23 protein-coding genes are annotated in these 25,725 nt (G+C 72.0%); 15 read left to right on the plus strand and 8 right to left on the minus strand.

The features are described from left to right. Positions 1-46 precede the first annotated feature (46 nt). The 9 genes from AC5WRL_RS18950 (at position 47) to AC5WRL_RS18990 (ending at position 5,676) form a co-directional block, all read left to right on the plus strand. On the plus strand, positions 47-364 hold the full coding sequence (locus tag AC5WRL_RS18950; RefSeq protein ID WP_496089780.1) for a hypothetical protein: 318 nt from the start codon (positions 47-49) through the stop codon (positions 362-364). Between the two features lie 62 nt (positions 365-426). Next, positions 427-657: a DUF397 domain-containing protein gene (locus AC5WRL_RS18955; RefSeq protein WP_496089781.1), complete on the plus strand. Its 231-nt coding sequence runs from the start codon at positions 427-429 to the stop codon at positions 655-657. Positions 658-749: 92 nt separating this feature from the next. Continuing rightward, complete coding sequence (locus AC5WRL_RS18960; protein ID WP_496089782.1) at positions 750-1,646, plus strand: JmjC domain-containing protein; 897 nt, start codon at positions 750-752, stop codon at positions 1,644-1,646. 39 nt (positions 1,647-1,685) lie between these two features. Beyond that, positions 1,686-2,171, plus strand: coding sequence for a hypothetical protein (locus AC5WRL_RS18965; RefSeq protein WP_496089783.1), 486 nt, complete (start codon positions 1,686-1,688; stop codon positions 2,169-2,171). Positions 2,172-2,257: 86 nt separating this feature from the next. Beyond that, positions 2,258-2,473, plus strand: a complete 216-nt coding sequence (locus tag AC5WRL_RS18970; protein ID WP_496089784.1) for a hypothetical protein — start codon at positions 2,258-2,260, stop codon at positions 2,471-2,473. After that, positions 2,463-2,972, plus strand: coding sequence for a DUF6879 family protein (locus AC5WRL_RS18975; protein WP_496089785.1), 510 nt, complete (start codon positions 2,463-2,465; stop codon positions 2,970-2,972). Before AC5WRL_RS18970 ends, AC5WRL_RS18975 begins: the two co-directional genes overlap by 11 nt. Positions 2,973-2,976: 4 nt before the next feature. Then, positions 2,977-3,840 carry a helix-turn-helix domain-containing protein gene (locus AC5WRL_RS18980; RefSeq protein ID WP_496089786.1) on the plus strand — a complete coding sequence of 288 codons (864 nt, stop codon included), beginning with the start codon at positions 2,977-2,979 and terminating at the stop codon, positions 3,838-3,840. Positions 3,841-3,937: 97 nt separating this feature from the next. Continuing rightward, positions 3,938-4,906, plus strand: a complete 969-nt coding sequence (locus AC5WRL_RS18985) for an ATP-binding cassette domain-containing protein (RefSeq protein ID WP_496089962.1) — start codon at positions 3,938-3,940, stop codon at positions 4,904-4,906. Then, positions 4,903-5,676 carry an ABC transporter permease gene (locus AC5WRL_RS18990; protein ID WP_496089787.1) on the plus strand — a complete coding sequence of 258 codons (774 nt, stop codon included), beginning with the start codon at positions 4,903-4,905 and terminating at the stop codon, positions 5,674-5,676. The genes AC5WRL_RS18985 and AC5WRL_RS18990 overlap by 4 nt, the downstream gene beginning before the upstream one ends. On the opposite strand, the gene AC5WRL_RS18995 is transcribed toward AC5WRL_RS18990, so the two are convergent. The 3 genes from AC5WRL_RS18995 to AC5WRL_RS19005 form a co-directional block, all read right to left on the minus strand. Continuing rightward, the gene (locus tag AC5WRL_RS18995; RefSeq protein WP_496089963.1) at positions 5,614-8,862 is read right to left on the minus strand and encodes an ATP-binding protein; all 3,249 of its coding nucleotides are present in this window, start codon (positions 8,860-8,862) and stop codon (positions 5,614-5,616) included. The genes AC5WRL_RS18990 and AC5WRL_RS18995 overlap by 63 nt on opposite strands. Before the next feature lie 86 nt (positions 8,863-8,948). Beyond that, a complete protein-coding gene (locus AC5WRL_RS19000) occupies positions 8,949-10,475 on the minus strand; it encodes an alpha/beta hydrolase (protein WP_496089788.1) in 1,527 nt (508 codons plus the stop codon). A 181-nt stretch (positions 10,476-10,656) separates the two neighbouring features. After that, complete coding sequence (locus AC5WRL_RS19005; protein WP_496089789.1) at positions 10,657-11,682, minus strand: 6-phosphofructokinase; 1,026 nt, start codon at positions 11,680-11,682, stop codon at positions 10,657-10,659. Between the two features lie 221 nt (positions 11,683-11,903). Here AC5WRL_RS19005 and pta point away from each other — a divergent pair, with 221 nt between their 5' ends. The 4 genes from pta to AC5WRL_RS19025 all read left to right on the plus strand — a co-directional run bounded on the left by pta (position 11,904) and on the right by AC5WRL_RS19025 (position 18,167). Continuing rightward, positions 11,904-14,048, plus strand: a complete 2,145-nt coding sequence (gene pta / locus AC5WRL_RS19010) for a phosphate acetyltransferase (protein ID WP_496089790.1) — start codon at positions 11,904-11,906, stop codon at positions 14,046-14,048. 86 nt (positions 14,049-14,134) lie between these two features. After that, on the plus strand, positions 14,135-15,349 hold the full coding sequence (locus AC5WRL_RS19015; RefSeq protein WP_496089791.1) for an acetate kinase: 1,215 nt from the start codon (positions 14,135-14,137) through the stop codon (positions 15,347-15,349). 60 nt (positions 15,350-15,409) lie between these two features. Further along, entirely contained in the window at positions 15,410-16,840 is a 1,431-nt protein-coding gene (gene pyk / locus AC5WRL_RS19020; protein WP_496089792.1) for a pyruvate kinase, read from the plus strand. Between the two features lie 94 nt (positions 16,841-16,934). After that, positions 16,935-18,167: a DUF418 domain-containing protein gene (locus AC5WRL_RS19025; RefSeq protein ID WP_496089793.1), complete on the plus strand. Its 1,233-nt coding sequence runs from the start codon at positions 16,935-16,937 to the stop codon at positions 18,165-18,167. A gap of 39 nt (positions 18,168-18,206) precedes the next feature. Here AC5WRL_RS19025 and AC5WRL_RS19030 read toward each other — a convergent pair whose 3' ends face one another. From AC5WRL_RS19030 to AC5WRL_RS19045, 4 genes are all read right to left on the minus strand, one after another. Then, a complete protein-coding gene (locus AC5WRL_RS19030) occupies positions 18,207-19,646 on the minus strand; it encodes a hypothetical protein (RefSeq protein ID WP_496089794.1) in 1,440 nt (479 codons plus the stop codon). Continuing rightward, on the minus strand, positions 19,636-20,220 hold the full coding sequence (locus tag AC5WRL_RS19035; protein ID WP_496089795.1) for a DUF6114 domain-containing protein: 585 nt from the start codon (positions 20,218-20,220) through the stop codon (positions 19,636-19,638). The genes AC5WRL_RS19030 and AC5WRL_RS19035 overlap by 11 nt, the downstream gene beginning before the upstream one ends. A 135-nt stretch (positions 20,221-20,355) precedes the next feature. Then, entirely contained in the window at positions 20,356-20,973 is a 618-nt protein-coding gene (locus AC5WRL_RS19040; RefSeq protein WP_496089796.1) for a DUF6230 family protein, read from the minus strand. Positions 20,974-21,460: 487 nt separating this feature from the next. Next, positions 21,461-22,432, minus strand: a complete 972-nt coding sequence (locus AC5WRL_RS19045) for a tetratricopeptide repeat protein (protein ID WP_496089797.1) — start codon at positions 22,430-22,432, stop codon at positions 21,461-21,463. Positions 22,433-22,618: 186 nt separating this feature from the next. On the opposite strand from AC5WRL_RS19045, the gene AC5WRL_RS19050 reads away from it, so the two are divergent. Then, positions 22,619-23,650, plus strand: coding sequence for an AraC-like ligand-binding domain-containing protein (locus tag AC5WRL_RS19050; protein ID WP_496089798.1), 1,032 nt, complete (start codon positions 22,619-22,621; stop codon positions 23,648-23,650). A gap of 66 nt (positions 23,651-23,716) precedes the next feature. Here the strand turns inward: AC5WRL_RS19050 and AC5WRL_RS19055 are convergent, their stop codons facing one another. Further along, a complete protein-coding gene (locus AC5WRL_RS19055) occupies positions 23,717-24,736 on the minus strand; it encodes a terpene synthase family protein (protein WP_496089799.1) in 1,020 nt (339 codons plus the stop codon). Positions 24,737-24,968: 232 nt separating this feature from the next. Between AC5WRL_RS19055 and AC5WRL_RS19060 the strand changes: the two genes are divergently transcribed. Beyond that, a complete protein-coding gene (locus AC5WRL_RS19060) occupies positions 24,969-25,724 on the plus strand; it encodes a squalene/phytoene synthase family protein (protein ID WP_496089800.1) in 756 nt (251 codons plus the stop codon). Position 25,725: the final 1 nt, after the last annotated feature.

Consider the following 25,725-nt stretch of genomic DNA (forward strand, 5'->3'; position numbering starts at 1 on the left):
AGTGATGAGCGGATACCTTCCAGCCGTTCAGAGCAGGAGGCTCATCATGACTACCGTATCGCTGCACAAAGCAATCGATCTGCCACGACCGGAGTACTTCGAGCCAGAAGTGAAGGCCCTGGTCCAGGGCTTCGCGCCCAGGATCTACGCCTTGGTGGAGGAGTTCGCCACCGAGTCCGGGGAGTTGGATGCCGAGATCGCCGGGTGGGGGCTGGCGTTCGAAGAGGGGCCGACGCAGGTGATCCGCGAAGGGAGCGTCAACGTCACCGTCGCACAGTCACCGGAGTCCGCCGCGCGGATGTACTCGATGCTGCGGCGCAATCCGGTGCGGGTGGTCTGGCCGGACGACAAGGCGGTCGAGTGAATCCGCACAAGTCCCCGCAAGTTCGTTGAGGGCGCGCTCCGCCGATCCCTACCGTGCTGGCCATGTCAGAGCAAGAGAACCTGTATGACCAGGCCATCGCCGGTCCGTTCCACGCGTTGTGCGGGGGCGGCGACGACAACGACGGGACCATGGAGGACTGCCTCACCGTCGCCGAACTGGCCGGCGGCGGGTACGCCGTCCGCGACACCAAGCTCGGGGCGGAAAGCCCGGAGCTGCGGTTCACCAAGGCCGAACTGATCGCGGCGGCCCAGCGGCTCGCCACCCTCGACTGACAGCCGTCATGGCAGCGGGAGGGGATGTCCCCGTTAGAGGCAGGGACATCCCCTCCCGGAGAGTACCGCCCTTCTCACTCCGGAGTGCTCCCATGGCCCTGGCGGACCTTGTCGACGATGCCGAGAAACATCTCGGTGCCTGGCCCACCACACCCCACCTCAGCCACCGCCCGCCGGACGGTTTCCGCTCCCTGCTCACCCGGGAGGAGGTGGACGGCCTCATCGACCACGACTGCCTGAGCCTGCGGCACATCGCGCTGCTCAAGGAGAACCGGCCGGTCGAGCCGTACCGGTACGCGGACGGGGACGGGGACGCCCCGCGACGCGGCCTGCTGCGGCAGCACCTCGACGAGGGCGGCACCCTCTCGCTGCGCCGGCTGGAACGGCTCAAACCGTCCCTCGCGGCGCTGCGCCGCGAACTGGTGGAAGAGACCGGGTACGCGGTCCATCTGAACGCCTACTACACCCCGGCGGGCGGGCAGGGGCTGAAGTACCACTACGACCCGTATCTGACCCTGATTCTCCAGCTCTCCGGCAGCAAGGCATGGCCCACCCACCGCCCGTTCGTCGCCCATCCGGTGCGCGAGCATCTGAGCTTCCACCAGGTGGGGTTCACCCCCGAGCAGCGGCACTACCTGGAACACACCCCGCCCGAGCGGACGTACACCCTGCGGCCCGGCGATGTGCTGTGGCTGCCCCGGGGGTACGTCCACTCGCCGCACACCATCGGCGACGAGCCCTCGCTCCACCTGACCATCGCGCTGAAGGAACGCACCTGGCACTGGGTGGCCGGGCAACTGGCCGGTGCGGTGCTGGACCGGGCGCTGTACGACCCGGCGATGCGGGCCGCCGTCGCGCCGAAGGAGATCACCGGGGATCCCGCGCGGGCGGTGCGGGAGATGCGCGCCTATCTGATCGGGGCGCTGCTGACGCTCGACCAGGACGCCATGGCCGAGGTCATACGCGAGGCCGCGCTGCGTACCGACTGACCTCCCCACGACGAATGAGAAAGCTGAGCGGCCTCCCCGATGAACCGCGTTGACATCGACTGGCGTGCCCTCCTGCACGGCGGCCCACCGGCCGACCGGCCGGGGCTGCACTGGCACGGCTACCACTGGATCGGCAACGGCAACGATCTGTTCTCCTACAAGCGGCAGCCGGAACGGACGGCCGGAACGGAGGAGTTCCGTACCTCCGCACTGCCACCGGAGACCACCGCGCACTATCTGCTCAAGACTCAACTCCTCAAAGGCACGTGGACGACGGCAGCCGCCGCCGCGGACTGGATGCGGCGGCAGTGGGACGCGAACACCCCGTCCGTCACCCACGAGGACCCGGACAACCGCCGCCAGTACAGCGAGGTCACCCTCTCCCACGGCGAGGACGACGTATGGCGCTGGTGGCATCCGACCCCGCCCGGGCCGGGGATGGTCCATGTCGCCGTCGTCTGCTGCCCGCACAAGTCGGCGGCGGGGCGGGCCATCCCCTGCCCGCAGGATCCGTCGAACATGTAGAAGTCCGCGCAAGTAGCTGGACCTGGAAGGATGACACAACGCAAGATCGTGCCTACCAATCGTCACTTGGCGCAGTGGAGGGAATCATGGCCTTGCGCATGCTGGGCAAGGATCCGGAGAGTCCCGACGGCGGATCTCCCACGGTGTACATGGATGAGGAGAGCGGGAACTACATCCTTCAAGGCTGGCGGGTCGTTGACGCCAATCGGCTCGCGCAACTGGACATCCCCAGTCACGAGACGGTGATCGAGTTCCCGAAACGCATGATGAGGTTCTTCCCGGAGGTGAGCGGTGACCGCTGAGCCGTCCATTGAAAAGCTGCTGAACAACGCTCAGCACAGCGCTTACCACCTGGAGATGCGCGACGGCTACATGCTGAACGCGGACTACAGAGATTGGACGGAAGGCCGTCGGTACGACCCGGCGGAGCGCTGGTCCGCGTGGTTCGACCTGGTGAGCAGCACGGTGGCCCGGGGGGTGGAGGTACAGCGGGCGCGGATCGTTTCCGAACCGGTCTCCAGCTACATCCGGTTCGAGTACGAGGTCACCCAGGGACTCAACGTAAACGCCGGTGAAGCCGTGCGCTGGCTGCCGCGCGAGCAGGCATCCGGCATCGCCCTGCCGGGGAATGACTTCTGGCTGTTCGACGGGACCACGCTGCTCATCAACCACTTCGACGGGGAGGGGAACATGACCGGTACGGAGCTGGTCGCGGACCCCGGCACAGTGACCCTGTGCGCCGAAGCGTTCGCCGCCGTGTGGCGGCACGCGACTCCGCACCAGGAGTATCGGCCAGACTGACCGCGTGACCACATCAGCGAACGCTCGGCAGGCCCGTGCGGCATTGGCGCAGCGGCTGCGGGAGATCCGGAAGGATGCCGGTCTCACCGCGCGCGAGCTTGCCGGGCGGGCCGGCTGGCACGAGTCCAAGTGCAGCCGCCTCGAAAACGGGCGCACCCTGCCATCCGACAGCGATCTGCGGGTGTGGGCTCTGCACTGTGACGCCGTGGATCTGACCGCCGATCTCATCGCCGCATCGCGCAATGTCGAAGGCGCGTATGTGGAATGGCAGCGGTTCGAGCGATCGGGGCTGCGCCGGGCTCAGGAGTCGGTGCTGCCGTTGTGGGAGCGGACCCGGCGTTTTCGCACCTACTCGTCCTCGCTCTTTCCGGGTCTGCTCCAGACCCGTGCTTACACCGAGGCTGTGCTGAGGTCGATCAAGGAGCAGCGGGTCCCCATCGATGATGTTGACGCGGCTGTGCAGGTGCGCATGGACAAACAGCGCCTTCTGCACGAAGGTCCTCGGCGATTCGCCTTTCTGCTGGAGGAAAGCGTCCTTCGGCACCGCATCGGTGAGCCCGCCGCCATGGCGGAGCAGCTCGGACATCTGTCGCGGTCGGCGAAGCTTCCGAATCTCAGCCTGGGAGTGATTCCGCTGGAAGCGGACCGTACCGGCAGGTGGCCGGTCGAGAGCTTCTGGCTCTTCGACGATGCCCAGGTGAACGTCGAGCTGGTCGCCGCGTATCTCACGGTCACCCAGCCGAACGAGGTCGCCGCCTACGCCCGTACCTTCGCCGGTCTGGCGGATCTCGCCGTGCACGGGGCCGCCGCGCGGGAGCTGATCGAGCGGGCCGTCGGGGCCCTGGCAGGGGATCGTCAGGTGCGCTGACAGCCCGCTGTGCGCCGGCTGACAGGTCCTGGCGGCACTGTCCTGGGGGTGGGCGGGGAATCGCCGGCCACAGGGAGGAGTCCATGTCATGACCGATGTGAGCCATGCCATCGAGGCACATGGCCTGGTCAAGCACTTCGGCGGGACCAAGGCGCTGGACGGGGTCGATCTGGTGGCCCGGCGGGGGACGGTGCTGGGGGTGCTGGGGCCCAACGGTGCCGGGAAGACCACGGCGGTGCGGGTGCTGGCCACGCTGCTGCGGGCGGACGCGGGGGTGGCCCGGGTGGCCGGGTACGACGTGGTGCGGCGGCCGGAGGAGGTGCGGCGGCGGATCGGGCTGACCGGGCAGTACGCGTCGGTGGACGAGGATCTGACCGGTACCGAGAACCTGGTGATGATCGGGCGGCTGCTCGACCTGTCGCGGGCCGCGGCCCGGAGCAGGGCGGTGGAGCTGCTGGAGCAGTTCGATCTGATCGAGGCGGCCGGCCGGCGGGCCGGGACGTACTCGGGCGGGATGCGGCGCCGGCTGGATCTGGCGGCCGGTCTGGTGGCGCGGCCCGAGGTGGTGTTTCTGGACGAGCCGACCACCGGGCTCGATCCCGCCAAGCGCGACGAGGTGTGGTCGATCGTGCGCCGGCAGGTGGCGGAGGGGGTCACGGTGCTGCTGACCACCCAGTATCTGGAGGAGGCGGACGCGCTCGCCGATGACATCGCCGTCATTGATCACGGCCACGTCATCGCGCAGGGCACCCCGGGTGAGCTGAAGGCCGTGGTGGGGGGCCAGACCCTGGTGGTACGGCCTGCCGATCCGGCGCGGATCGGGGCGACCGCCGCCGTACTGGAGCAGGTGACCGGGTACCGGACCGCCTCGCCCGGCCGGGATGTGGTCAGTGTGCAGGCGGACGACGGGGACGCGGTGCTGGCCGCCGTCGTGGCACGGCTGCGGGAGGCGGGGGTGGAGGTGCTGGAGCTGGCGCTGCGGCAGCCCAGCCTGGACGAGGTGTTCCACACCCTCACCCGGCAGGGATCGGGTCGGGAGCGGCGCGGGACGGGGGTGGCGGCATGAGGGCCGGCACCGCTCCCGCCGTCCTGCGGCACAGTGGGACGCTCGCCCGGCGCAGCCTGGTCAAGACCGCCCGCTCGCCGGAACAGCTCATCGATGTGACGCTGCAACCCATCATCTTCGTGGTGATGTTCGTCTATCTGCTGGGCGGCGCCGTGGCCGGCGACACCACCGTCTATCTGACGTTCCTGCTGCCGGCGATCATGGTGCAGACGGTGATGTTCGCGTCGGTGGCCACCGGCGTCAATCTCAACTCCGATCTGAAGAAGGGGGTGTTCGACCGGTTCCGCTCACTGCCGATCGCCCGGTCGGCGCCACTGCTGGGCTCGGTGCTGGGTGATCTGATCCGCTATGCGGTGTGCATGGCGGTGCTGCTCGGCTTCGGGTACGCCATCGGGTACCGCGTCGGGACCGATCCGCTGTCCGCGCTGGCGGCCTGTGCGCTGGTGATGGTGTTCGCTTTCGCGCTCACCTGGATCGGGGTGCTGCTCGGCGTCACGTTGCGCGAGCCGGGGAGCGTGCAGGGGATCGTGTTTCTGGCGATGTTCCCGCTGACGTTCGGCACCAACATGATCACCCCCACCGAGACCCTGCCCGGCTGGCTCCAGGCGTGGGTGCGGGCCAACCCGGTCACCGAGGTGATGGCCGCGGCGCGGGGGCTGCTCAACGGCGGCGCGGTGGCCGGTCCGGTCACCCACAGTCTGCTGTGGTCAGCCGGGATCTTCGCGGTGTTCTTCCCGCTGGCCGTCCGCGCCTACCGCCGCAAGGCGTAGCGTCTCGATCGCCGCGGCCCGGGGCAGTGCGCCGCCCCGGGCGGCGGCGGTGGCGTAGCCGGTGTCGCCCAGCCGGGCGCGCAGCCGGCCCGCGAGCCGGGCGACGTCCGGGTCGGCGTCGGCGGGCATGCCGCGTACCGAGGCCGCCGCGCCCAGGACGGTGGCGGCGCGCGCCGGCTGGTCGCGGGCCGCGCACAGCGCGGCCAGGGCCACCCCGACCTGGGCGAGGACCGGCATGTCCTTGACCTGGGCGGCCAGTGCCAGGGCGCGGGACAGTTCCCCGGCGGCCGTCTTGTCGTTGTCACCGAGGTCGAGGGCGGCCAGGGCGAGGCCCGCTCGGGTGATCGCCTCCAGCTGCGGCTGGCTCGGCCGGCGGTGCCGCAGCGCGCCGCCGGCCCGCTCGTACCACTGGTGGGCCTCGACGGGCCGCTCCCCGTAGAGCCGCAGCACCTCTCCGACGGCGAGCGCGGTGAGGGTGACCAGATGGACGTTGCCGTCGCGTTCGGCGTGCGCCGCCGCCTCGTACAGCTCGGTCAGGGCGCCGGCCGGGTCGCCCTCCTGCGCGGTCAGCCGGGCGAGCCGGACCCTCAGATGCCGGGCGTCGGTGTCGGCGTGCAGGGTCCGCATCAGCCGCAGGGATTCCTCCAGCGCGGCGCGGGCCCGGGCGAGTTCGCCGGCCGACCGGTACAGGTCCGCGAGCGTGGTCAGCGCGGTGGCCTGCCCCCAGCTCTCGCCGATCTCGCGGAAGCCGGTCACCGCGGCCTCCAGTTCGGTACGGGTGCCGGCCGGGTCGCCGGCGTTCTCGTACACGGCGCCGCGCAGCAGCCGCAGTGCGGCGCGGGTCCAGGGCTCGGCGGCGGGCAGCGCGAGGGTGGCCCCCGCCAGGGCCCGCTCCTCGTCGTCGTCGATCAGCGCCAGGCCCGGCTCCAACAGCGCCAGCACCGGATGGCCGAGGGCCCATCGCCCGCCGTGCGCGGCCACCAGCGGGATCAGTTCCGCGCCGCTCGCCGCCGCCTCCTCCGGCTCGCCGGCCGCGCCGGCGTTGAGGACGCGGCACATCAGGGCCACCGCGCGGGGCTCGGTCGGCACCTCGTCCTGCCCGGGCAGGGTGAGGGCGGTACGCAGCCAGTGCGCGGCGTCCGCGTGGTCGCCGCGCATGGTCCAGTAGAGGCCGAGGGCGGCGGCCATCCGCACGGCGCCGTGGGCGTCGCCGGTGCCGGTGTAGTGGTGCAGCGCGGCCAGCAGATTGTCGTGCTCGGCGGAGAGCCGTTCGATCCAGCGGACCTGGTGCGGGCCGCGCAGCTGCGGCTCGGCACGTTCGGCGAGCCGCAGGAAGTACGCGGCGTGGTCGCGCCGGGCGGCGGCCAGCGTGCCGTCGTCGGCCAGCCGTCTGCGGCCGTACTCGCGCAGTGTCTCCAGCATCCGGAACCGGGGCTCGCCGTCCGGGCCCTCCACGGGGTGCAGCAGTGACTTGTCGGCCAGCGCGGTCAGCAGGTCCAGGCCCTCGCCTGGCGGTACGCCGCAGCCGCCCTCGACCGCCTCGGGGGCGGCGCCGCCGGCGAAGACCGCCAGCCGGTCGGCGAGCCGTCGCTCGGGCGGGGTGAGCTGTTCCCAGCTCCAGGCCACCACCGCCAGCAGGGTGCGGTGCCGGGCGTCGGCGGTGCGGCTGCCGCCGGTCAGCAGGCGGAACCGGTCGTCGTCCAGCCGGTCGGCGAGGTAGCCGAGCGGCAGGGTGCGCAGCCGGGCGGCGGCCAGCTCGATGGCGAGTGGCAGCCCGTCCAGGCGGCGGCAGATCTCGGTGACCGGGCCGGCGGTGGTGTCGTCCAGGACGAACCCGGGGCGGGCGGCGGCGGCCCGGTCGGCGAACAGTCGTACGGCGGGGTGGGTCAGGGCCTGCGCCGCGCTCGCGCCGGGCGGGGGCAGGCTCAGCGACGGCAGGGGGGACAGCGCCTCGCCGGTGATGCCCAGCGGCTCCCGGCTGGTGGCCAGCACCCGCAGCGCGGGGCGGTGCGCCAGCAGTTGCCCGGTGAGTGCGGCGGCGGCCTCCACCAGGTGTTCGCAGTTGTCGAGGATCAGCAGGGTGCCGGTGGTGGGCACCGCCTCGATCAGCCGGGTCATGGTGGACCGGCGGGTGGCTGGTGCGCGGCGCCGGTCCAGGTGGGCGTCGCCGGTGCGGCGCAGCGCGCCGAGGACGGCCTGCGGCAGGTCGGCGGGGTCGGTGACGGCGGCGAGTTCGGCCAGCCACACGCCGCCGGGCAGTTCGGCGGCGTGGTCGCGGGCGGCGCGGGCGCCGGCGGTGACCGCGAGCCGGGTCTTGCCCGCTCCGCCGGGGCCGGTGAGGGTGACCAGGCGGGCCTGTTGGAGTTGGCTGCCGATCAGGTCCAGCTCCGCCTGGCGGCCGACGAAGCTGGTCAGGGCGGCGGGGAGGTTGCCGGGGGCGGTGTGCGCGGTGGGGGCCGGGTCGATGGGGTGCGCGCTCGGGCCCGGCGCGCCGCGCAGCACCTCCAGGTGGAGGGCGCGCAGTTCCGGGGAGGGGTCAAGGCCCAGTTCGTCGGCGAGGAGTTCGCGGTAGCCGGTGTAGACGGCCAGCGCGTCGGACTGCCGGCCGGCCCCGTACAGGGCGCGGATCAGCGCGGCGCGGAAGCGTTCGCGGCGCGGATGGGCGGCGACCAGCGGTTCCAGTTCGGCGACGGCCGCGGCGTGCCGGCCGGCCGCCACCTCCGCCGCGTACAGCTCCTCCAGGGCGGTCAGCCGCAGCTCTTCGAGCCGGGCGGCGGGCGCGGCGGCGAACGGCGCGTCCAGCGCGTCGGCCAGTGCCGGGCCGCGCCACAGGGCAAGTGCTTCGCGGAGTCGGGTGGCGGATCCAGAAGCGGTACGCGCGAGCCGTTCGAAGTACAGCGCGTCGACCGCGTCCGCGGGCAGTGCCAGCTGATATCCGCCGGGGAGCGACCGTACGATGCCAGGTTCCGGCAGGGCGCGGCGCAGTCGGGAGATCAGCGACTGGAGCGCGTTGGCCTGGTCGCCGGGCACCTCGCCGGCCCACAGCGCGTCGATCAGTGTCCGGGTGGGCACCGGCCGGCCGGCGTCCAGGGCCAGCCGGATCAGCAGCGCCCGCACCCGGGGGCCGCCGACGGCGACCGGCCGGCCCTGCTCGGTGGCCACGTCCAGCGGGCCGAGTATCCCCATCCGCACGGTCCCAGTCTCGCACCGCGCCCGGTGGTGGGCGGTGGGGCGGGGCGGGCGCCTCGCGGGGGTCCGCGAGGCGCCCCGGATCAGGCGTAGCAGCTGATGTCGTCGTCCGGGAGGACGCCGGTGCGCCAGTAGTCGTTGACGAGGTCGTCGACGCAGGCGCTGCCGTAGTCGCCGTACACCGCGTGGTGGGCGATGTTCTCCAGGGTGATCAGCTTCGAGCTGGGCCACTCCTGGCGCATCTGCACGGTGCCCTCGTAGGGGGTGCGGGTGTCCCCGGTGGCGGCGACCAGCAGGGCGGGGACGTCGTTGGTCAGCACGGTCGGCGGTTCGGCCGGGGCGTCCCAGAATTCGCAGGGGGTGAGGTTGCGGGTCAGCGGCGTGGTGAACGGCGAGTGCGCCGAGTCGCGGCGGATGTCGCGCCAGTAGCTCGCCAGCCCGCGCCGCTGGGCCACGTCGCCGCAGATGATCGCCATCTGCGGGCTGGTCCAGGGTGATCCGGCGGCGGTGGTCAGGGATTCCAGCTCCAGCGCGAGGTCGGGGTCCAGGACCACCGGTTGTCCCTCGGCGGCGCGCACCAGCAGTGCGGTAACGGTGGCCAGCCGGTCGCGGGCCTCCTCGCGGCCCGAGCCGAGCCCGCCCACGAAGACGACCGGCAGCTCGTAGTGGTTGAGGGTGTAGGCGCCCACCCGCAGCGGCTCGCGGTAGGCGGCGGCGAGCAGGCCGTCGACGGTGGCCAGCACCGCCGCCCGGTCGGCGCCGAGGCCGTAGCGGTGGTCGCGTTCGGCGGCCCACTGCGCCCAGCCGGACAGCGCGGCGTCGCCGGCCCGCTCCGTACCGCCCAGGATGGTGGCGCGGTAGCGGCTGGGATGGATGACGCCGTCCAGCACCATCCGGTCGGTGCGGCCGGGGAAGAGCTGGGTGTAGACCTCGCCCAGGTAGGTGCCGTAGGACCAGCCGAAGTACGAGATCCGGTCCTCGCCGAGGGCCGCGCGCAGGATGTCCATGTCGCGGGCGGTGTTGCGGGTGGTGACGTACGGCAGGATGTCGCCCTGCGTGGTGCGGCAGCGTTCGGCGAGGTCGCGCTGGATGGCGGCGCCGCGCAGGTAGCTGTGCCAGGTGGGGCCCGCGGAGCGGATTCCGGTACCGGTGGGCCAGCCGCAGTCGAGCGGGGTGCTGAGGCCGACGAAGCGCGGGTCGAAGCCGATGAGGTCGTACTGGGCGCCGGCCTCGCCCATGACCTGCTCCAGGAGGAGCGGCATGGTCAGGCCGGGGCCGCCGGGGCCGCCGGGGTTGGACAGCAGGATGCCGATCCGCTGGTCGGGGTCGGGGTGGGTGGCGCCGATCCGGGAGACGGCGACCCGGAGGGTGGCGCCGCCGGGGTCGGTGTAGTCGAGCGGGACGGTGAGCCAGGCGCATTGGGCGTCGGCGGCGGTCAGGGTCCGGGCGTCCCCCGTGTCTTCCGCGTCCGCCGCGTCCGCCGCGCTCCGTGCCATCGCGGCGTCGGCGGCGGTGCAACTCGTCCAGTCCAGGGTCTGCCCGTGGTACGCGGCGAGCGCGTCGTCGTCCGCCGCCGCCGGCGCGGGCGCCGGTAAGCGGTCACTCGCCACGGCGGGTGCGGTGAGGAGCGCGGCGCACGCCGCGGCTCCGGCGCCGGCCGCCACTGCCCTCTTCCATAGTGATATGAGATGCATGGTCGGTCACGCTAGGGCGTGACCGACCGCGCCGTAAGCGCCCCGGTCCCCCATCTTCCCCTGAGAAAAAGGGGGGTTTGAGAACGGGGTTCGCGGCTCAGAACACCGCTTCCGTCTCGTCCATCCGGAACTGCGGCACCCGCTTGAGATCGGCGGTCGCGTTGGCCAGCGGCGCCATCACGATCTCGGTGCCGCGCAGCGCCGTCATCTTGCCGAACTCGCCCGCGTGCGCCGCCTCCACCGCGTGCCAGCCGAACCGGGTGGCCAGCACCCTGTCGTACGCGGTGGGGGTGCCGCCACGCTGGATGTGGCCCAGGATCACCGGGCGGGCCTCCTTGCCCAGCCGCTGTTCCAGCTCGATGGCCAGCCGGTTGCCGATGCCGGCGAACCGCTCGTGGCCGTACGGGTCGATCTCGCCCTTCTCGTACGGCATGGAGCCCTCGGCCGGGCGGGCGCCCTCGGCGACACAGATCACCGCGAACTTCTTGCCGCGCGCGAAACGTTCCTCGACCATTTTGCACAGATCATCGACTTGGAAGGGCCGCTCTGGAATACAGATACCGTGCGCTCCACCTGCCATGCCGGACTCCAGGGCGATCCAGCCCGCGTGCCGGCCCATGACCTCGACCACCATCACCCGCTGGTGCGATTCGGCCGTGGTCTTCAGACGGTCTATGGCCTCCGTCGCCACGCCGACCGCCGTGTCGAAACCGAAGGTGCGATCGGTGGCGGAGATGTCGTTGTCGATCGTCTTGGGGACGCCGACCACCGGGATGCCGGCCTCCGCCAGCATCCGGGCGGCGGTCAGGGTGCCCTCGCCGCCGATCGGGATCAGGGCGTCGAGGCCGAGCTTCTGGCGGAACGCCTCGGCGTTGTCGCACGCCTCGCGCAGCCGGGCGCGCTCCAGCCGGCTGGAGCCGAGGATGGTGCCGCCACGGGCGAGGATGCCGGAGACGGCGTTGATGTCCAGCTCGCGGTAGCGGCCTTCCAGCAGGCCCTTGAAGCCGTCCTCGAATCCGATCACCTGGTCGCCGCGGTCGACGACGGCCCGGTGGACGACCGAGCGGATCACGGCGTTGAGGCCAGGGCAGTCACCGCCCGCGGTGAGAACTCCGATACGCATGGGGATGCTCTCCTCTTCGGGGATCGGGAGGGTGGCGCGGGGCCGCTTCGTCGGGGCCGCCCGAATTGTTTCACGCCCGGGGACCCCACCCGCCTCCCCCGCTCACATGGTGAACGGTCCGGCCACCCCGACCCGCCCCGTGGATTACTCAGCGTCATAGGTATTGTCAAGACCATAGTCAAAAACGATTGGGTGACGATGAGGACGGCAGTGATGGCCCGATGACCCGCAGCGTGTACGTGACCGGCATCGGCCGCGGCGACGGCCGGCAGGTGATCGAACTGGGGGTCATGGAACTGCTGACCCGCCAGGTGGACCGGGTCGGCGTCTTCCGCCCGCTCGCCCACCCCGGACCCGACCCCGTCTTCGAGCTGCTGCGCGGTCGCTACCGGCTCTCCCAGCCCCGCGAGGACGCCCGCGGCATGGCATACGCCGAGGCCGCCGCGCTCCAGGCCGAGCGCGGCATGGACGAACTGGTCACCGCGCTCGTCGAGCGCTACCACAACGTGGCCCGCGACTACGAGGCTGTGCTCGTCCTGGGCACCGACTACGCCGACACCCAGCTGCCCGCCGAGCTGACCCTCAACGCCCGGCTGGCCAACGAGTTCGGCTCCGTCGTCCTCCCGGTCGTCGCCGGTCTCGACCAGAGCGCCGAATCCGTCGTCGCCGAGGTCCGCAACGCCCACCACGCCTTCACCTCCCTGGGCTGCGAGGTGATCGCCACCATCGCCAACCGGGTCCGCGACTCGCACGCCGCCGCAGCCGCCCGCCAGCTGGGCACCCACCTCCCCGAGCCGGTGTACGTCATCCCCGAGGAGCCCGCGCTCGCCGCGCCCACCGTCGCGCAGATCGTCGAGGCCCTGGACGCCGAGGTGCTGCTCGGCGACCGCACCGGGCTGGCCCGCGACGTACGCGACTACGTCATCGGCGGCGCCATGCTGCCCACCTTCCTCACCGCGCTGCGCGAGCACTCACTGATCGTCACCCCCGGCGACCGCGCCGACCTGGTGGTCGGCGCCCTCGCCGCGCACTCCGCCGGCGCCCCGCCCATCGCCGGCGTGCTGCTCACTCTCGGCGAGCACCCCGGTGCCGAGACGATGGCGCTCGCCGCCCGCCTCGCGCCCGGCACCCCGGTGCTGTCCGTGCCCGGCGGCTCCTTCCACACCGCCGCCGAGCTGTCGGGCCTTGAGGGCAAGCTGACCGCCGCCACCCCGCGCAAGGCGGAGATCGCGCTCGGCCTGTTCGAGACGCATGTGGACACCGCGCAGCTCACCGAGCGGCTTTCGGTGGTGCGCAGCGAGCGGGTCACCCCGATGATGTTCGAGCACGAGCTGATCGAACGGTCCCGCTCCGGCCGCCGCCATGTGGTGCTCCCCGAGGGCACCGAGGAGCGGGTGCTGCGCGCCGCCGAGGTGCTGCTGCGCCGCAATGTGTGCGACCTCACGCTGCTGGGCGAGGAGGGCGCGGTACGCAAGCGGGCCGCCGATCTCGGCATCGATCTGCGGCTGCACGGCGCGGCGGACCCCGTCGACCTCGGCCCGGACGCGAGCGCCACCGCCACTCCGTGCGTGGCCCGGGTGGTGGACCCGCACTCCTCCCCGCTGCGGGAACGTTTCGCCGAGCTGTACGCGAAGCTCCGCGCGCACAAGGGCGTCACCTACGAGCTGGCGTACGACGTGGTGAGCGACGTGTCCTACTTCGGCACGCTCATGGTCCAGGAGGGCCTGGCCGACGGCATGGTCTCCGGCGCGGTGCACTCCACCGCCGCCACCATCCGCCCCGCCTTCGAGGTGATCAAGACCAAGCCGGACGCGGCGATCGTCTCCTCGGTCTTCTTCATGTGCCTGGCCGACAAGGTGCTGGTGTACGGCGACTGCGCCGTCAACCCCGACCCGAACGCCGAGCAGCTGGCCGACATCGCCATCCAGTCGGCGGCCACCGCCGCCCAGTTCGGGGTGGTGCCCCGGATCGCGATGCTGTCGTACTCCACCGGCACCTCCGGGTCCGGCGCGGATGTCGACAAGGTACGGGCGGCCACCGAGCTGGTACGGCAGCGGCGGCCGGATCTGCTGGTGGAGGGGCCGATCCAGTACGACGCGGCGGTGGAGCCCTCGGTCGCCGCCACCAAGCTGCCCGGCTCGAAGGTCGCCGGCCAGGCGACCGTGCTGGTCTTCCCCGATCTCAACACCGGTAACAACACGTACAAGGCCGTACAGCGCTCGGCGGGCGCCGTCGCGGTCGGCCCGGTGCTCCAGGGGCTGCGCAAGCCGGTCAACGACCTGTCGCGCGGCGCCCTGGTGCAGGACATCGTCAACACCGTCGCCATCACCGCCATCCAGGCCCAGCAGCAGAAGGTGAACGCGTGAGCGACGCACGCGGGGCCACCGGGCCGCACCTCACCACCCCACCCGCACCTTCGCCCGGCGGGCGGAGAAGCCAACAGGAAGCAACCGTGACCAACGTTCCCTCCCGCGTCCTCGTGCTGAACTCCGGTTCTTCCTCGGTGAAGTACCAGCTGTTCGACATGACAGAGCATTCCCGGCTCGCCGCCGGCCTGGTGGAGCGCATCGGCGAGGCGGGCGCCCGGCTGGTGCACACCCGGGCCGACGGCGAGCGGCGCGAGCTGACCGGCGCCGGCACCCCGCTGTCCGATCACGCCGCGGCCCTGCGGGCGGCGGCGCGCGAGCTGGCGGCGGACGGCTACCCGCTGGATGACCCGTCGCTCGCCGCCATCGGCCACCGGGTGGTGCACGGCGGGCGGCGGTTCACCGCGCCGACGGTCATCGACGCCGAGGTGATCGAGGAGATCGAGCGCCTGGTGCCGCTCGCCCCGCTGCACAACCCGGCCAATCTCACCGGCATCCGCACCGCCCTCGAACTGAACCCGGACGTGCCGCAGATCGCGGTGTTCGACACGGCGTTCCACACCACCATGCCGGAGCACGCCGCCCGCTACGCGATCGACACCGCCACCGCCGACGCGCACCGGGTGCGGCGGTACGGCTTCCACGGCACGTCGCACGCGTACGTCTCGCGGCGCACCGCCGAGCTGCTCGGCAAGGACGTCGCCGACGTCAACGTCATCGTGCTGCACCTGGGCAACGGCGCCTCCGCCTCGGCCGTGGCGGGCGGGCGGTGCGTGGACACCTCGATGGGGCTGACCCCGCTGGAGGGCCTGGTGATGGGCACCCGGTCCGGCGACATCGACCCGGCGGTGATCTTCCATCTCTCCCGGGTGGCGGGCATGTCGGTGGACGAGATCGACGCCCTGCTGAACAAGCGCTCCGGGCTGGTCGGACTGTGCGGGGACAACGATCTGCGGGAGATCACCCGCCGGATGGCGGAGGGCGACGACGCGGCGCGGCTGGCGTTCGAGATCTACACCTACCGGCTGAAGAAGTACATCGGCGCCTACTACGCGGTGCTCGGCCGGGTCGACGCGATCGCGTTCACCGCCGGGGTCGGGGAGAACGCCGCCAACGTACGGGCCGCCGCCGTCGACGGCCTGGTCGGCTTCGGGGTGGTCGTCGACGAGAAGCTGAACACGACGCCCGGCAGCCGGCCGCGGTTCATCTCACCGCAGTACGCTTCCGTCGCGGTCGCCGTGGTCCCCACCGATGAGGAACTGGAGATCGCCGGCCAGGCGTTCGCGCTGGTCAGCCCCTGACCTGGCGGGCAGCGGGGCCGCCATTATTCCGCTTCGGAACAAAACGATAGGATCGTCGGCATGCGCCGTTCCAAAATCGTCTGCACCCTGGGCCCCGCTGTCGACTCCTATGAGCAGCTCAAGGCGCTCATCGACGCCGGCATGAATGTGGCCCGTTTCAACTTCAGCCACGGGACCCACCAGGAGCACGAGGAGCGGTACCACCGCCTGCGGAAGGCCAGTGAGGACACCGGCGTGGCCGTCGGGGTGCTCGCCGACCTCCAGGGCCCCAAGATCCGCCTGGAGACCTTCGCGGACGGCCCCGTGGAGCTGGAGCGCGGCGACGAGTTCACCATCACCACCGATGACGTCCCCGGCGACAAGCACATCTGCGGCACCACCTACAAGGGTCTGCCGGGCGATGTCGCCAAGGGCGAGACCATCCTCATCAACGACGGCAACGTCTCCCTCCAGGTGCTGGAGGTGGACGGCCCGCGGGTGAAGACCATCGTCATCGAGGGCGGGGTGATCTCCGACCACAAGGGGATCAACCTGCCGGGCATCGCGGTCAACGTTCCGGCGCTCTCCGAGAAGGACGTCGAGGACCTGGAGTTCGCGCTGCGGCTGGGCGCCGACATGGTGGCGCTGTCCTTCGTGCGCGACGCCGACGACGTGCGGGACGTCCACGAGGTCATGGACCGGGTGGGCCGCCGGGTGCCGGTGATCGCCAAGGTGGAGAAGCCGCAGGCGGTGGAGAACATGGAGGCGGTCGTCCTCGCCTTCGACGCCGTGATGGTGGCGCGCGGCGACCTCGCCGTGGAGTACCCGCTGGAGAAGGTGCCGCTGGTGCAGAAGCGGCTGATCGAGATGTGCCGGCGCAACGCCAAGCCGGTGATCGTGGCGACCCAGATGATGGAGTCGATGATCACCAACTCGCGGCCGACCCGGGCGGAGGCGTCGGATGTCGCCAACGCGATCCTGGACGGCGCGGACGCGGTGATGCTGTCGGCGGAGTCCTCGGTCGGGCGGTATCCGATCGAGACGGTCAAGACGATGTCGAAGATCGCGATCGCGGCCGAGGAGCAGTTGCTGGCCCGTGGCCTTCAGCCGCTGGTGCCCGGCAAGAAGCCCCGTACCCAGGGTGGTTCGGTGGCGCGCGCGGCGTGCGAGATGGCGGACTTCCTGGACGGCAAGTCGCTGGTGGCGTTCACCAAGTCGGGCGACACCGCGCGCCGGCTGTCCCGTTACCGGGCCGCCCAGCCGATCCTGGCCTTCACCACCGAGCCCTCGACCCGTAATCAGCTGACGCTGACCTGGGGCGTGGAGACCTTTGTGGTGCCGTGGGTGAGCCACACGGACGAGATGGTGGAGCTGGTGGACGCGGAGCTGCTGAAGCTGAACCGCTACCACCGCGGCGACACCATGATCATCACCGCCGGTTCGCCTCCCGGGGTGGCCGGCACCACCAACATGGTGCGGGTGCACCACCTGGGCGGTCAGCAGGGCGTGTAGCGCCCGCCTCGCCGGAGTCCGGCGGGAGGCAGGGGGCGGGAGCGGGAGCGGGGGCGGGGGAAGCCCACCGTCAACGGTCATAAAAAATGACCTCGTGACTGCATCCGTCGACATACCCCCCGTCCCCCGCCCCACACCACCGAGCCCGCCGCTGTCCACCGCCCGCCTCGTCGGAGTGGATCTCGCGCGCGGGCTCGCGGTGTTCGGAATGTACGCCGCACACGTCGGCGCCGACCCGGCCGAGGGTGGGGTGCTCGGCTTCCTCATGGAGCTCACCCACGGCCGGTCCTCCGCGCTCTTCGCACTGCTGGCCGGCTTCTCCATCGTCCTCATCATGGGCCGCAGCACGCCGCGCACCGGCCGGCAGGGGCGGCGGGCAGCCGCCAGGGTCCTGATCCGCGCCGTGCTCCTGCTGGCCGCCGGCACCGCGCTCACCATGGCCGACACCCCCGTGGCGGTCATCCTCGCCTACTACGGGCTGTACTTCGTCCTCGTACTCCCGCTGTACCGGCTGTCCGCCCGCACCCTGGCCCTCATCGCCGCGGCCGGCGCGCTCCTGCTGCCCCAGCTGCTGTTCCCGCTCCGCGAGTCGGCGTGGGCCTCGATGTGGGACAGCGGCGGCTGGGCCGAACGCGTCACCACCCTCGACCCGCTGGCCCGCGTCAGCGACACCGGCGGCTTCCTCGACCTGCTGCTCACCGGTACCTACCCCGCGCTGACCTGGCTGCCGTTCGTGGTGGCCGGCATGGCGGTGGCCCGGCTGGACCTCAGCGCCACCCGGGTACGCGCCCGGCTCGCCGCGCTCGGCGCCGGCCTCGTGGTGCTCGGGCACGGCGGCTCCTGGCTCGCGCTGCGGCTGCCCGGCGTCATGGACCAGCTGATCGAGTCCTCCTGGCCGCAGGAGGAAGGCATCAGCTCCCTGTGGTGGTCGGACGTCGGCGGCACCCCGGCCGGCGGCACCCGCGCCTGGCAGCTGGTGGCCTCGCCGCACAGCGACACCACCTTCGCCATCCTGGGCAGCACCGGCGTCGCCCTGCTGGTCCTGACGGCCTGCCTGGCGGCGACGGCCGCCCCGGCGCCGTGGCCGCGCCGGATCGCCCACCCGGTGATCGCCGTCGGTTCGATGTCCCTGACCGTGTACGTCGGGCACATCGCGGCGATCTGGCTGCTGGACATCGAGGATCTGCCGGGCTCCCCGCTGTGGGTCCTGGCCGCCTTCGTCGCGGCGGCCGGGGCCTTCGCGACGCTGTGGTCCAGGTTCTTCGCCCGGGGCCCGCTGGAGTACCTGCTGCACACGGCGACCCGGGTCTCCCGTCACGTGCGATGACGCGCGGGCGGCAGGAGCCCGGCGCGCCGGTGCCGCTGATCAGCCGCCGGTCATGTACTGGCGCATCCCGGTCATGGTCAGGGTGCCGCCGAACTGCGCGGCCTGGGTGAGGTTCACTCCGGTGAAGTGGGCGTACGGAATGTCCAGTGGTGGCTGGTGCTCGGGGTCGTACTCCACCGGAATCACCCCGAACAACAGGCCCTGTAGATGCTCGGTGTACATCGTGACCGTGCCGCCCCGGAAGGTGGAGGTGCTGCCGGGCGCGGTGGCCACATGGTGCAGCAGCCCGTCGGCACCGTCCACGATCTGGTGCAGATCGCCGATGTCCACCTCGCGCGCGGTGAACTTGAGCGCCTGCTTGACGGTGCCGTTGGCGGTGGTGACGTTGACCACGCCGTGGTACTCCAGGCCGCGCAGGGTCAGCGTCGTGGCCTCCAGCCGCCAGGGGTTGTCGGCAATGACGACCGGGGTGCGCTCATCGGAGCCGGGCACCCGCAGTTCCACCGGGCAGGGCAGGCCCGGCTTGCCGTCCCCGGCCGCCGGGTCGTGCACCACCTCACGCTCGGGCTCCCCGGCGTTCTCCTGCTCCGCCGTGGCGTCGGAAGCGTCGTCCGCCGGCTCGTCCGCCGCCTCCCGCGACGCGTCCTCGGGCTCCCCCTCGGGCTCGTCCGGCCCCTCGGGAAGGGGCGACTCGTCCGCCGTACCGGCCTCGTCCTTGGGGTCGCGGGAGCGGTTCTGCGGGCGTTCGGCCTCCTCGGCCGGCTCCGGCTCATCGGCCTCCGGAGGCGCTTCGGTCTCCGGTTCCGGGGCGGGCTCCGGGTCCGACTCCGGCGGCTGATCCTGATCCTTGCCACGGCCAGGGGTGAAGAAGTCCACGACGTCCCGGCCGAACTGATCAAGGGCAGGGCCGAGTCCCAGCGGGTCGAGCGGGTTGAAGTCCGGGCGGCGCTGGTCCCCCTGCTCCGGTTCGGCGGGCGGCTCGGGGCTCTCCGCGTCCGGTGCGGAGCCGGCCCCCGGAGCGGGCTCGGGGGCGGGCTCCGGGTCGGTCTCCCGGCCCTGCCCGGCATCGGGGCCGGGGGCGGGGGCGGGGGCGGTGTCCGGTACGGGGTCGGCGGCGGACTCGCGCTGCTCCGCGGCCCGTTCCTCCTCCTGGCCGGCCGCCGTCCCCCCGTCCTGGTCCCCGGCGGTGGTCTCCTGCCGGGCGGGCGGCTCCTGCGGCCCCTGGACGGGCGGCGGGTCCTGGATCTCGGTGATCTGCTGGTCCGGCAGCTCCACGCAGGCGGTGCCCGAGAACGGGTTCTCCGGCTGCGGGTCGGCCTTGGCCATCGAGGAGGTCAGCCCCATGCCCAGCAGGGCGGCCGAGGGCATCGCCGCGAAGGAGATGGGCATGTGCAGCCGGCGCAGCAGGGACTTGCGCGGCGCGGCGTGACGCGGGTTGCTGCCCGCGTCGTCCGCTGTGGGTATCTCCTCACTCGGCACGGTTTTTCCCCTTCTCCGGGTCGGTCCCCCGCTCCGTGGTGCCTCTGGCGAAGCCGGCGAGCGCGCTGCCCGTGCCGGGCGACGCGTGCGGGATGTTCATGGCCGGCGCGGCCGGTACGACCGCTGCGGCCGGGGCCGTGTCCGTATCCGTACCCGGCGGGGCCTCGGCGGCCGGCTCCCCCGGGACCCAGGCGATGCTCATCCCGCCGCCGACCAGCCCCAGCACAAAGCCGATCCCGAAGCCGCCGACGTTGGAGACCACCAGGGAGACCAGCACCAGCATGATGGAGGCCACCCCGGCGAATATCCGCGAGTGCGGCTGGAACCACATGGTCTGCCCCAGCACGATGAGCAGCACCCCGATGACCAGCGAACTGCCGCCGGCCGTGGTGGCCATGCGGATGGTCAGATCCGCGATGGTGACCGACGCGTACGGGAAGTACACGATGGGCAGCCCGGCGAGCGAGGTGAACAGACCCGCCCAGAACGGGCGGCGCCAGCGCCAGTGCCGGAAGGCCACCATGGCTCTGGCCGTCCGCGACGTCTGGAGGTCTTCCTGGGTGGTGGTGCTCATGTGCGGGTGCTCCCCTGGCGTGACACCGGACTGCGGCCGTCGGCGGACCGGACCCGGCGGGTTGTCTAGGTGCTTCGGCGGGGCCGCCGGGGGCGGGAGCGGTGCTGCCTCCTGCCCCCGGCGGACCTCACACCGTCAGTAGCACTCGTTCTTGCCCCGGTGCAGGTTCAGGCTGAGCCCCGGCAGCTTGAAGGTACCGGCTGACGTGGCCCACGCCGTCTGCTTGACATTCGTCAGCACGGCCCGGTCGGACTGTTGTGCGAACGAGCCCGACTCGTATCTCTCTCCGTCCGGCGGCTTGGGGCCCTTGCTCACGTGGTCGACGCTCACCCCGATGTCGATACCGGTGAACTCGGCGGTACCGGCATCCAGATTGGTCAGGTCGATGAAGAGATTCTGCGCCTCCACCGGCCTGGAACCATAGCCCGCGGTGAGTTTCACCGTGATGTTCCCCAACGGGGTGGGTACGACGACCGACTGACACAGGCCGGTGATGGTCGCCTTGTTGAACGAGGAGACCGCGACCGGAATCCGCTCCCCGTCGTGTCTGACGTCCACCGCCCCGTACTGGGTGAATCCAGTGCCGTCCAGCACCTGGGTGGTGACCTTGAACTGCTGTCCGGAGACAGCGAATGACGCCGCGAGCGCCCCTTGGGCGAACGCGATGCCTATCGCGGCGGTGGCGGCCACGCTCGGCACCATGACCAGACCGAAGCGCTTCCATCTGGTGCCGCCGCGAGGCTGTGACTCCATGAATTTCCTCCTTCTCGGACGAACTGCTCCGGCTCCGGCGCCCGATGGTCCGGGGGTGCCCCCTCTCGGGGAGGACCGCCTGGAGGCCAGGAGGGAGAAGCATTGCCACCGGGCTGCACCCCGACGACAGCCACTGACCGCCGACTGCACGGTCTCTCCGGGGACCAGGACCCGCCGTTGTGACGGCGCGTACCCCCCTGTTCCCCGACCGGTGCGTGGCTCCACCGGTCTGGCCGATCGTGGTGCATCTCACGGAAAGGCACAAGGGGCTGGTTACCCGCCGGTAAATGCCTTATCGCACTGGGTTGTTGACCATCCTCCCCGGTACACGGAGAGTGAGACCCACAACTGCGCCCGCAAGGCCCCCAACTGGACATCCGCCCGCCCAAACGTGAGGCACACCACAGAACGTAGCGGCGGCCGTACAGTGCCAAGTTTTGGCAAAGCACGACCGCCGCCGCTGCTAAGCAGATGACCAGACTATGACTCAGAAGAGCACCCGCGCCAGCGACCCCCGGGCAGCGGTCACCCGCGGATCGTCCGCACCGACCACCTCGAACAGCTCAAGCAGCCGGACCCGCACCGTGTCCCGCTCCTCCCCCGCCGTCCGCCGCACCGTCTCCACCAGCCGGCCGAAGGCGTCCTCCACATGGCCGCCCACCAGATCCAGATCGGCGACGGCGAGCTGCGCCGCCACATCGCCGGGGTCGGCGGCGGCCTCCAGCCGCAGCCGCTGCGCGTCCGCGCCCTGCACCCGGTCCAGCAACCGCGCCTGGCCCAGGCCCAGCTTGGCCTCCTCGTTGGCCGGCTCATCGGCCAGCACATTCTCGTACGCGCGGATCGCGCCGCCCATGTCCCCGGCGTCCAGGGCGGCGTGCGCGGCGGCGAGCGTCGGGTTCGACGGCGGCTCGGGGGCGGCGGGGCGCGACGCGGCGGCCCCCTCGCCCGGCGCGGCCTGGACGCCCACGATCCCGAACCGCTCCTCGGCGGCCTGGATCAGCTGATCGAGCACCTGCCGGATCTGCTGCTCGGGCGCGGCCCCCTGGAACAGCGGCAGCGCCTGCCCGGCGATCACCGCGAAGACGGCGGGGATGCCCTGCACCCCGAACTGCTGGAACAGCATCTGATTGCTGTCGACATCGATCTTCGCCAGAACGATCCGGCCCGCGTACTCCGCGGTGAGCCGCTCCAGTACGGGGCTGAGCTGCTTGCAGGGCTCGCACCACTCGGCCCAGAAGTCGATGACCACCGGCACCTCGGTGCTGCGCTGCAACACCTCCTGCTCGAAGCTCGCCTCGTCGACATCGATCACCAGCTGGGCGCCGGCCGCGTCGCCCTGCCCCTCCGGCTGGGCCGCCCGCTGGGCCCTGGCCTGCTCGGCCTTCTGCTTCGCCTCGGCGGCGGCCTTCACCGCGGAGAGATCGACGGCTCCGCTCATGGACATATTGCGTGGCTGCATGACACCAGTCTCCCCCGTCGCCGCACCGTTCCGGAACGCGGCCGGGCCCATGGCGCTCGCACACCGCCCGCCGACCGTGACGCAGCGTTCAGCGAACGCTTATCGGGGGCGGGTTGACTACGCTGTGGCGCCCGTGGCCGGACGTGCCACGACGGGGGGAGGGCGCGAGCCGAAAGGGAACGCTCGGTGCCGACCAACCAGTTCCACGGACCGGGGCTGCCCGTTGCGCAGCCGTTCGAGCAGTGGCGCGAGGCGGCCTTCGCCAGCCATGCGCCGTGCCGGATCAGGGCGGAGGACACGGATCGCTTCCGGGCCACGATGCGGGCCGTGCGCCTGGGGCCGGTGACGGTGACCGTCACCGACTGCCCGGCGCTGCGCTCGGACCGCACCGCCGAGCTGGTCCGGCGCTCCGACCCGGAGCAGTACCAGCTCTCCCTGGTGCTGCGCGGCCGGGTCGGCGTCTCCCACCTGCGACGGGATGCCCTGCTCGGCGCGGGCGAGCTGGTGCTCTCCGACACCTCACGGCCCTACTGGGGCCGGATCTGGGACGACGAGGGCCCCACCGGTCCGCGGCCGGCCTCGACCATCCACGTCATCGTCCCGCACACCCTGCTGCCGCTGCCGGCCGCCGCCGCCGACCGGCTGCTGGCGACCCGGCTGTCCGGGCAGGACGCGCTGGGCGCGCTGCTCACCCAGTTCCTGGTACGGCTGATGGCCGGCGCCGCCGGGTACGGGCCCGCCGACGCCGCCCGGCTGGGGGTCGCGGCACTCGATCTGATCGCCGTGCTGCTCGGTCATCACGCGGACGCGGCGGCGCCGCCGCAGGCGCACCAGGACGCGCTCATGCTGCGGGTTCGGGCCTTCATCGAACGGTGGCTGGCCGATCCGGCCCTCACCCCGGGCCGGATCGCGGCGGCGCACCACATCTCCACCCGCTATCTGCACCGGCTCTTCCAGCGGCACGGGCTCACCGTGTGCGGCTGGATCCGGCACCGGCGGCTGGAACGCTGCCGCCAGGACATCACCGACCCGGCGCAGTCCCGCACCGCGGTGCACGAACTGGGTGCCCGCTGGGGTTTTCCGCAGGCCGCGGCGTTCAACCGGGCGTTCAGCGCGGCATACGGCCTGCCGCCGGGGGCGTACCGGCGCCGGGCGCTGAGCGGCGGCGAACCGGTCGCCGGGGGCCGCCGAGGGGGTGCGGTCGGCGTCCCGGAGTGAGTGCCGGCGCGGGTACGACGGCGGCCCACGGGGGGACCGGGTCCGCGACGGGGCAGGGAGTCACGTTCACGATGTCGACGGCGCGCCTGGTGGTGCGACGGCGCCACGGTCAGCAACTGTCGCCGGCCGTCCGGTCGGTGGCGGGGGCCGGTGGTAGCGGTCGGTGCCGGTGGCGTGCCAGTTGAGCCAGCCGGCCACCAGGTCCCCGACGGCCGTGGCGCAGCGGTTGGCCGGGGCGGGTCCCGGGGGCAGCCGGTGCAGGGCGGCGGCCAGGCCGGTGGCGCGGTCGTCGATCAGGGTGCGTACGGCGGCCCGCGCCGCCGGCCGGTCCAGGCCGCGTTCGTGTTCCAGCACCAGCACCAGGTTGGTGACCAGGCCGCAGGCGATCTCCTTGTCCAGGGAGTACAGGTCATTGGTCCAGGCGCTGACGTCGATCGCGGCCCGTACGACGCGCTGGTAGTCGGCCGAGTGGTAGACGTCGGGGGGCAGTTCGGCGTCGTGGCACAGCTCAAGGATGTCGATGGTCGGGACGAATCCGCTGGTGTCGCGGCGCAGCGGCCGGTACTCGTCCAGGGTGGGTGGCAGCCCGGCGTCCCGCAGTTCGATCTCGCGGCGTACGGCGGCCAGGGAGTCCGCCATGTGCCGGGCGAACCGCTGCCGCCAGCGGGGCGAGGCGTAGGGCCGCAGCCGGGTGAGCAGATCGGCCAGGGCGTGGATCAGCGGCGGTGCGCCGGGCGGCGGGGGCTGGCCGGCGAGGAGGGACCGTACGGAGCCGGTCACCCCCGACCAGGCGGGCGCGCTGCCGCCGGACCCCTCCTCGTACTGGTCGTCGACGAAGAAGGTCCAGGTCATCCAGCAGGCGGCCAGTTCGGCCTGGGGCCAGTGGGCGTCGGGCAGCATGGCGGCGGCGAGCGCGGCGGGGGCGCCGCGTTCCAGTGCCCGGGCCTGTTCCTCGCCGTGGATCAGGGCGAAGCGCTCGGCCCACTGCCGGGCGCCGAGCGTCATCCGCCGCTCCTGGGGGTGCCGGCGGGCCGGGCGGGGTGCGGGTACGCGGGCGGGGTCGGGGGCGGGGTCGGGGGACGCCACAGCGGGCCGCTCCTGGGGGGTAGCTGACGGGTACGGGGGAACCCTTACGCCTTTCCGCCCGTAGTCCCTTCCCCAAACCACTCCGGAGAGTGAAGCGGCGGCTCCCGATCGCGGGAGGCCGGTCCGCGGAGTCACCACGCCACCCCCGTGCGCACTCATCATCGGTCGGGCCCTTCACGCAAGCTGGCCCAGAAGGCGCTAAAGTGCCCATGACTGCGTAGGGATAAGGGCGATGACCGCTGCTTTGCTGGAAGCGCATCGGGCCATCCGGGAGTACAGCACTACTTGGTACGTGCCGGTGACCACGATGCCGGCGGGACTGAACGAAGCACTTTCATCGGCTTATCTGCTTATGCGGGCGATCGATGAGATCGAGGATCATCCCGAACTCCCCCCCAAGGAAAAAGACATCCTGCTGTGCGGCATCAGCGCCGTACTGCAAGAGCGCTGCCGCCCCGAGGACTTCAAGGCCGTCCTCGCCGACTGCTCCGTGCCGCTCCCCGAAGTCAGCCTGCGTATCGGCGAATGGGCGGCGCTCGCACCGCCGCAGATCGCGCCGCGCATCCGGGAGACCTTCGCGACCATGGCGGAACGGATGGGCGGCTGGGCGCTGCACGGCTGGCACATCCACACCGAGCGGGATCTGGACCGCTACACCTACGCCGTCGCCGGCACCCTCGTCCTGCTGCTGAGCGATCTGTGGAGCTGGTACGACGGCACCCGCTCCGACCGTACCCTCGGCATCGGGTACGGCCGGGCGCTCCAGGCGGTCAACATCTACCAGGACAAGGGCGAGGACCTCGGCCGTGGCGTGGACTTCTGGCCGGACGGCTGGGACGCCGCGCGGCTGCGCGGCTACGCGATGCGGGAACTGTCGCGGGCCGACCGCTATCTGGCGCAACTGCCCGCGCACGGACCGGCGTTCCGGTTCTGCGCCCGCCCACTGGCCGCCGCCTGGCGAGCGGTGCGCGGCGGACCGGGACCCTGAG

Source organism: Streptomyces sp. NTD107, assembly GCF_059510435.1.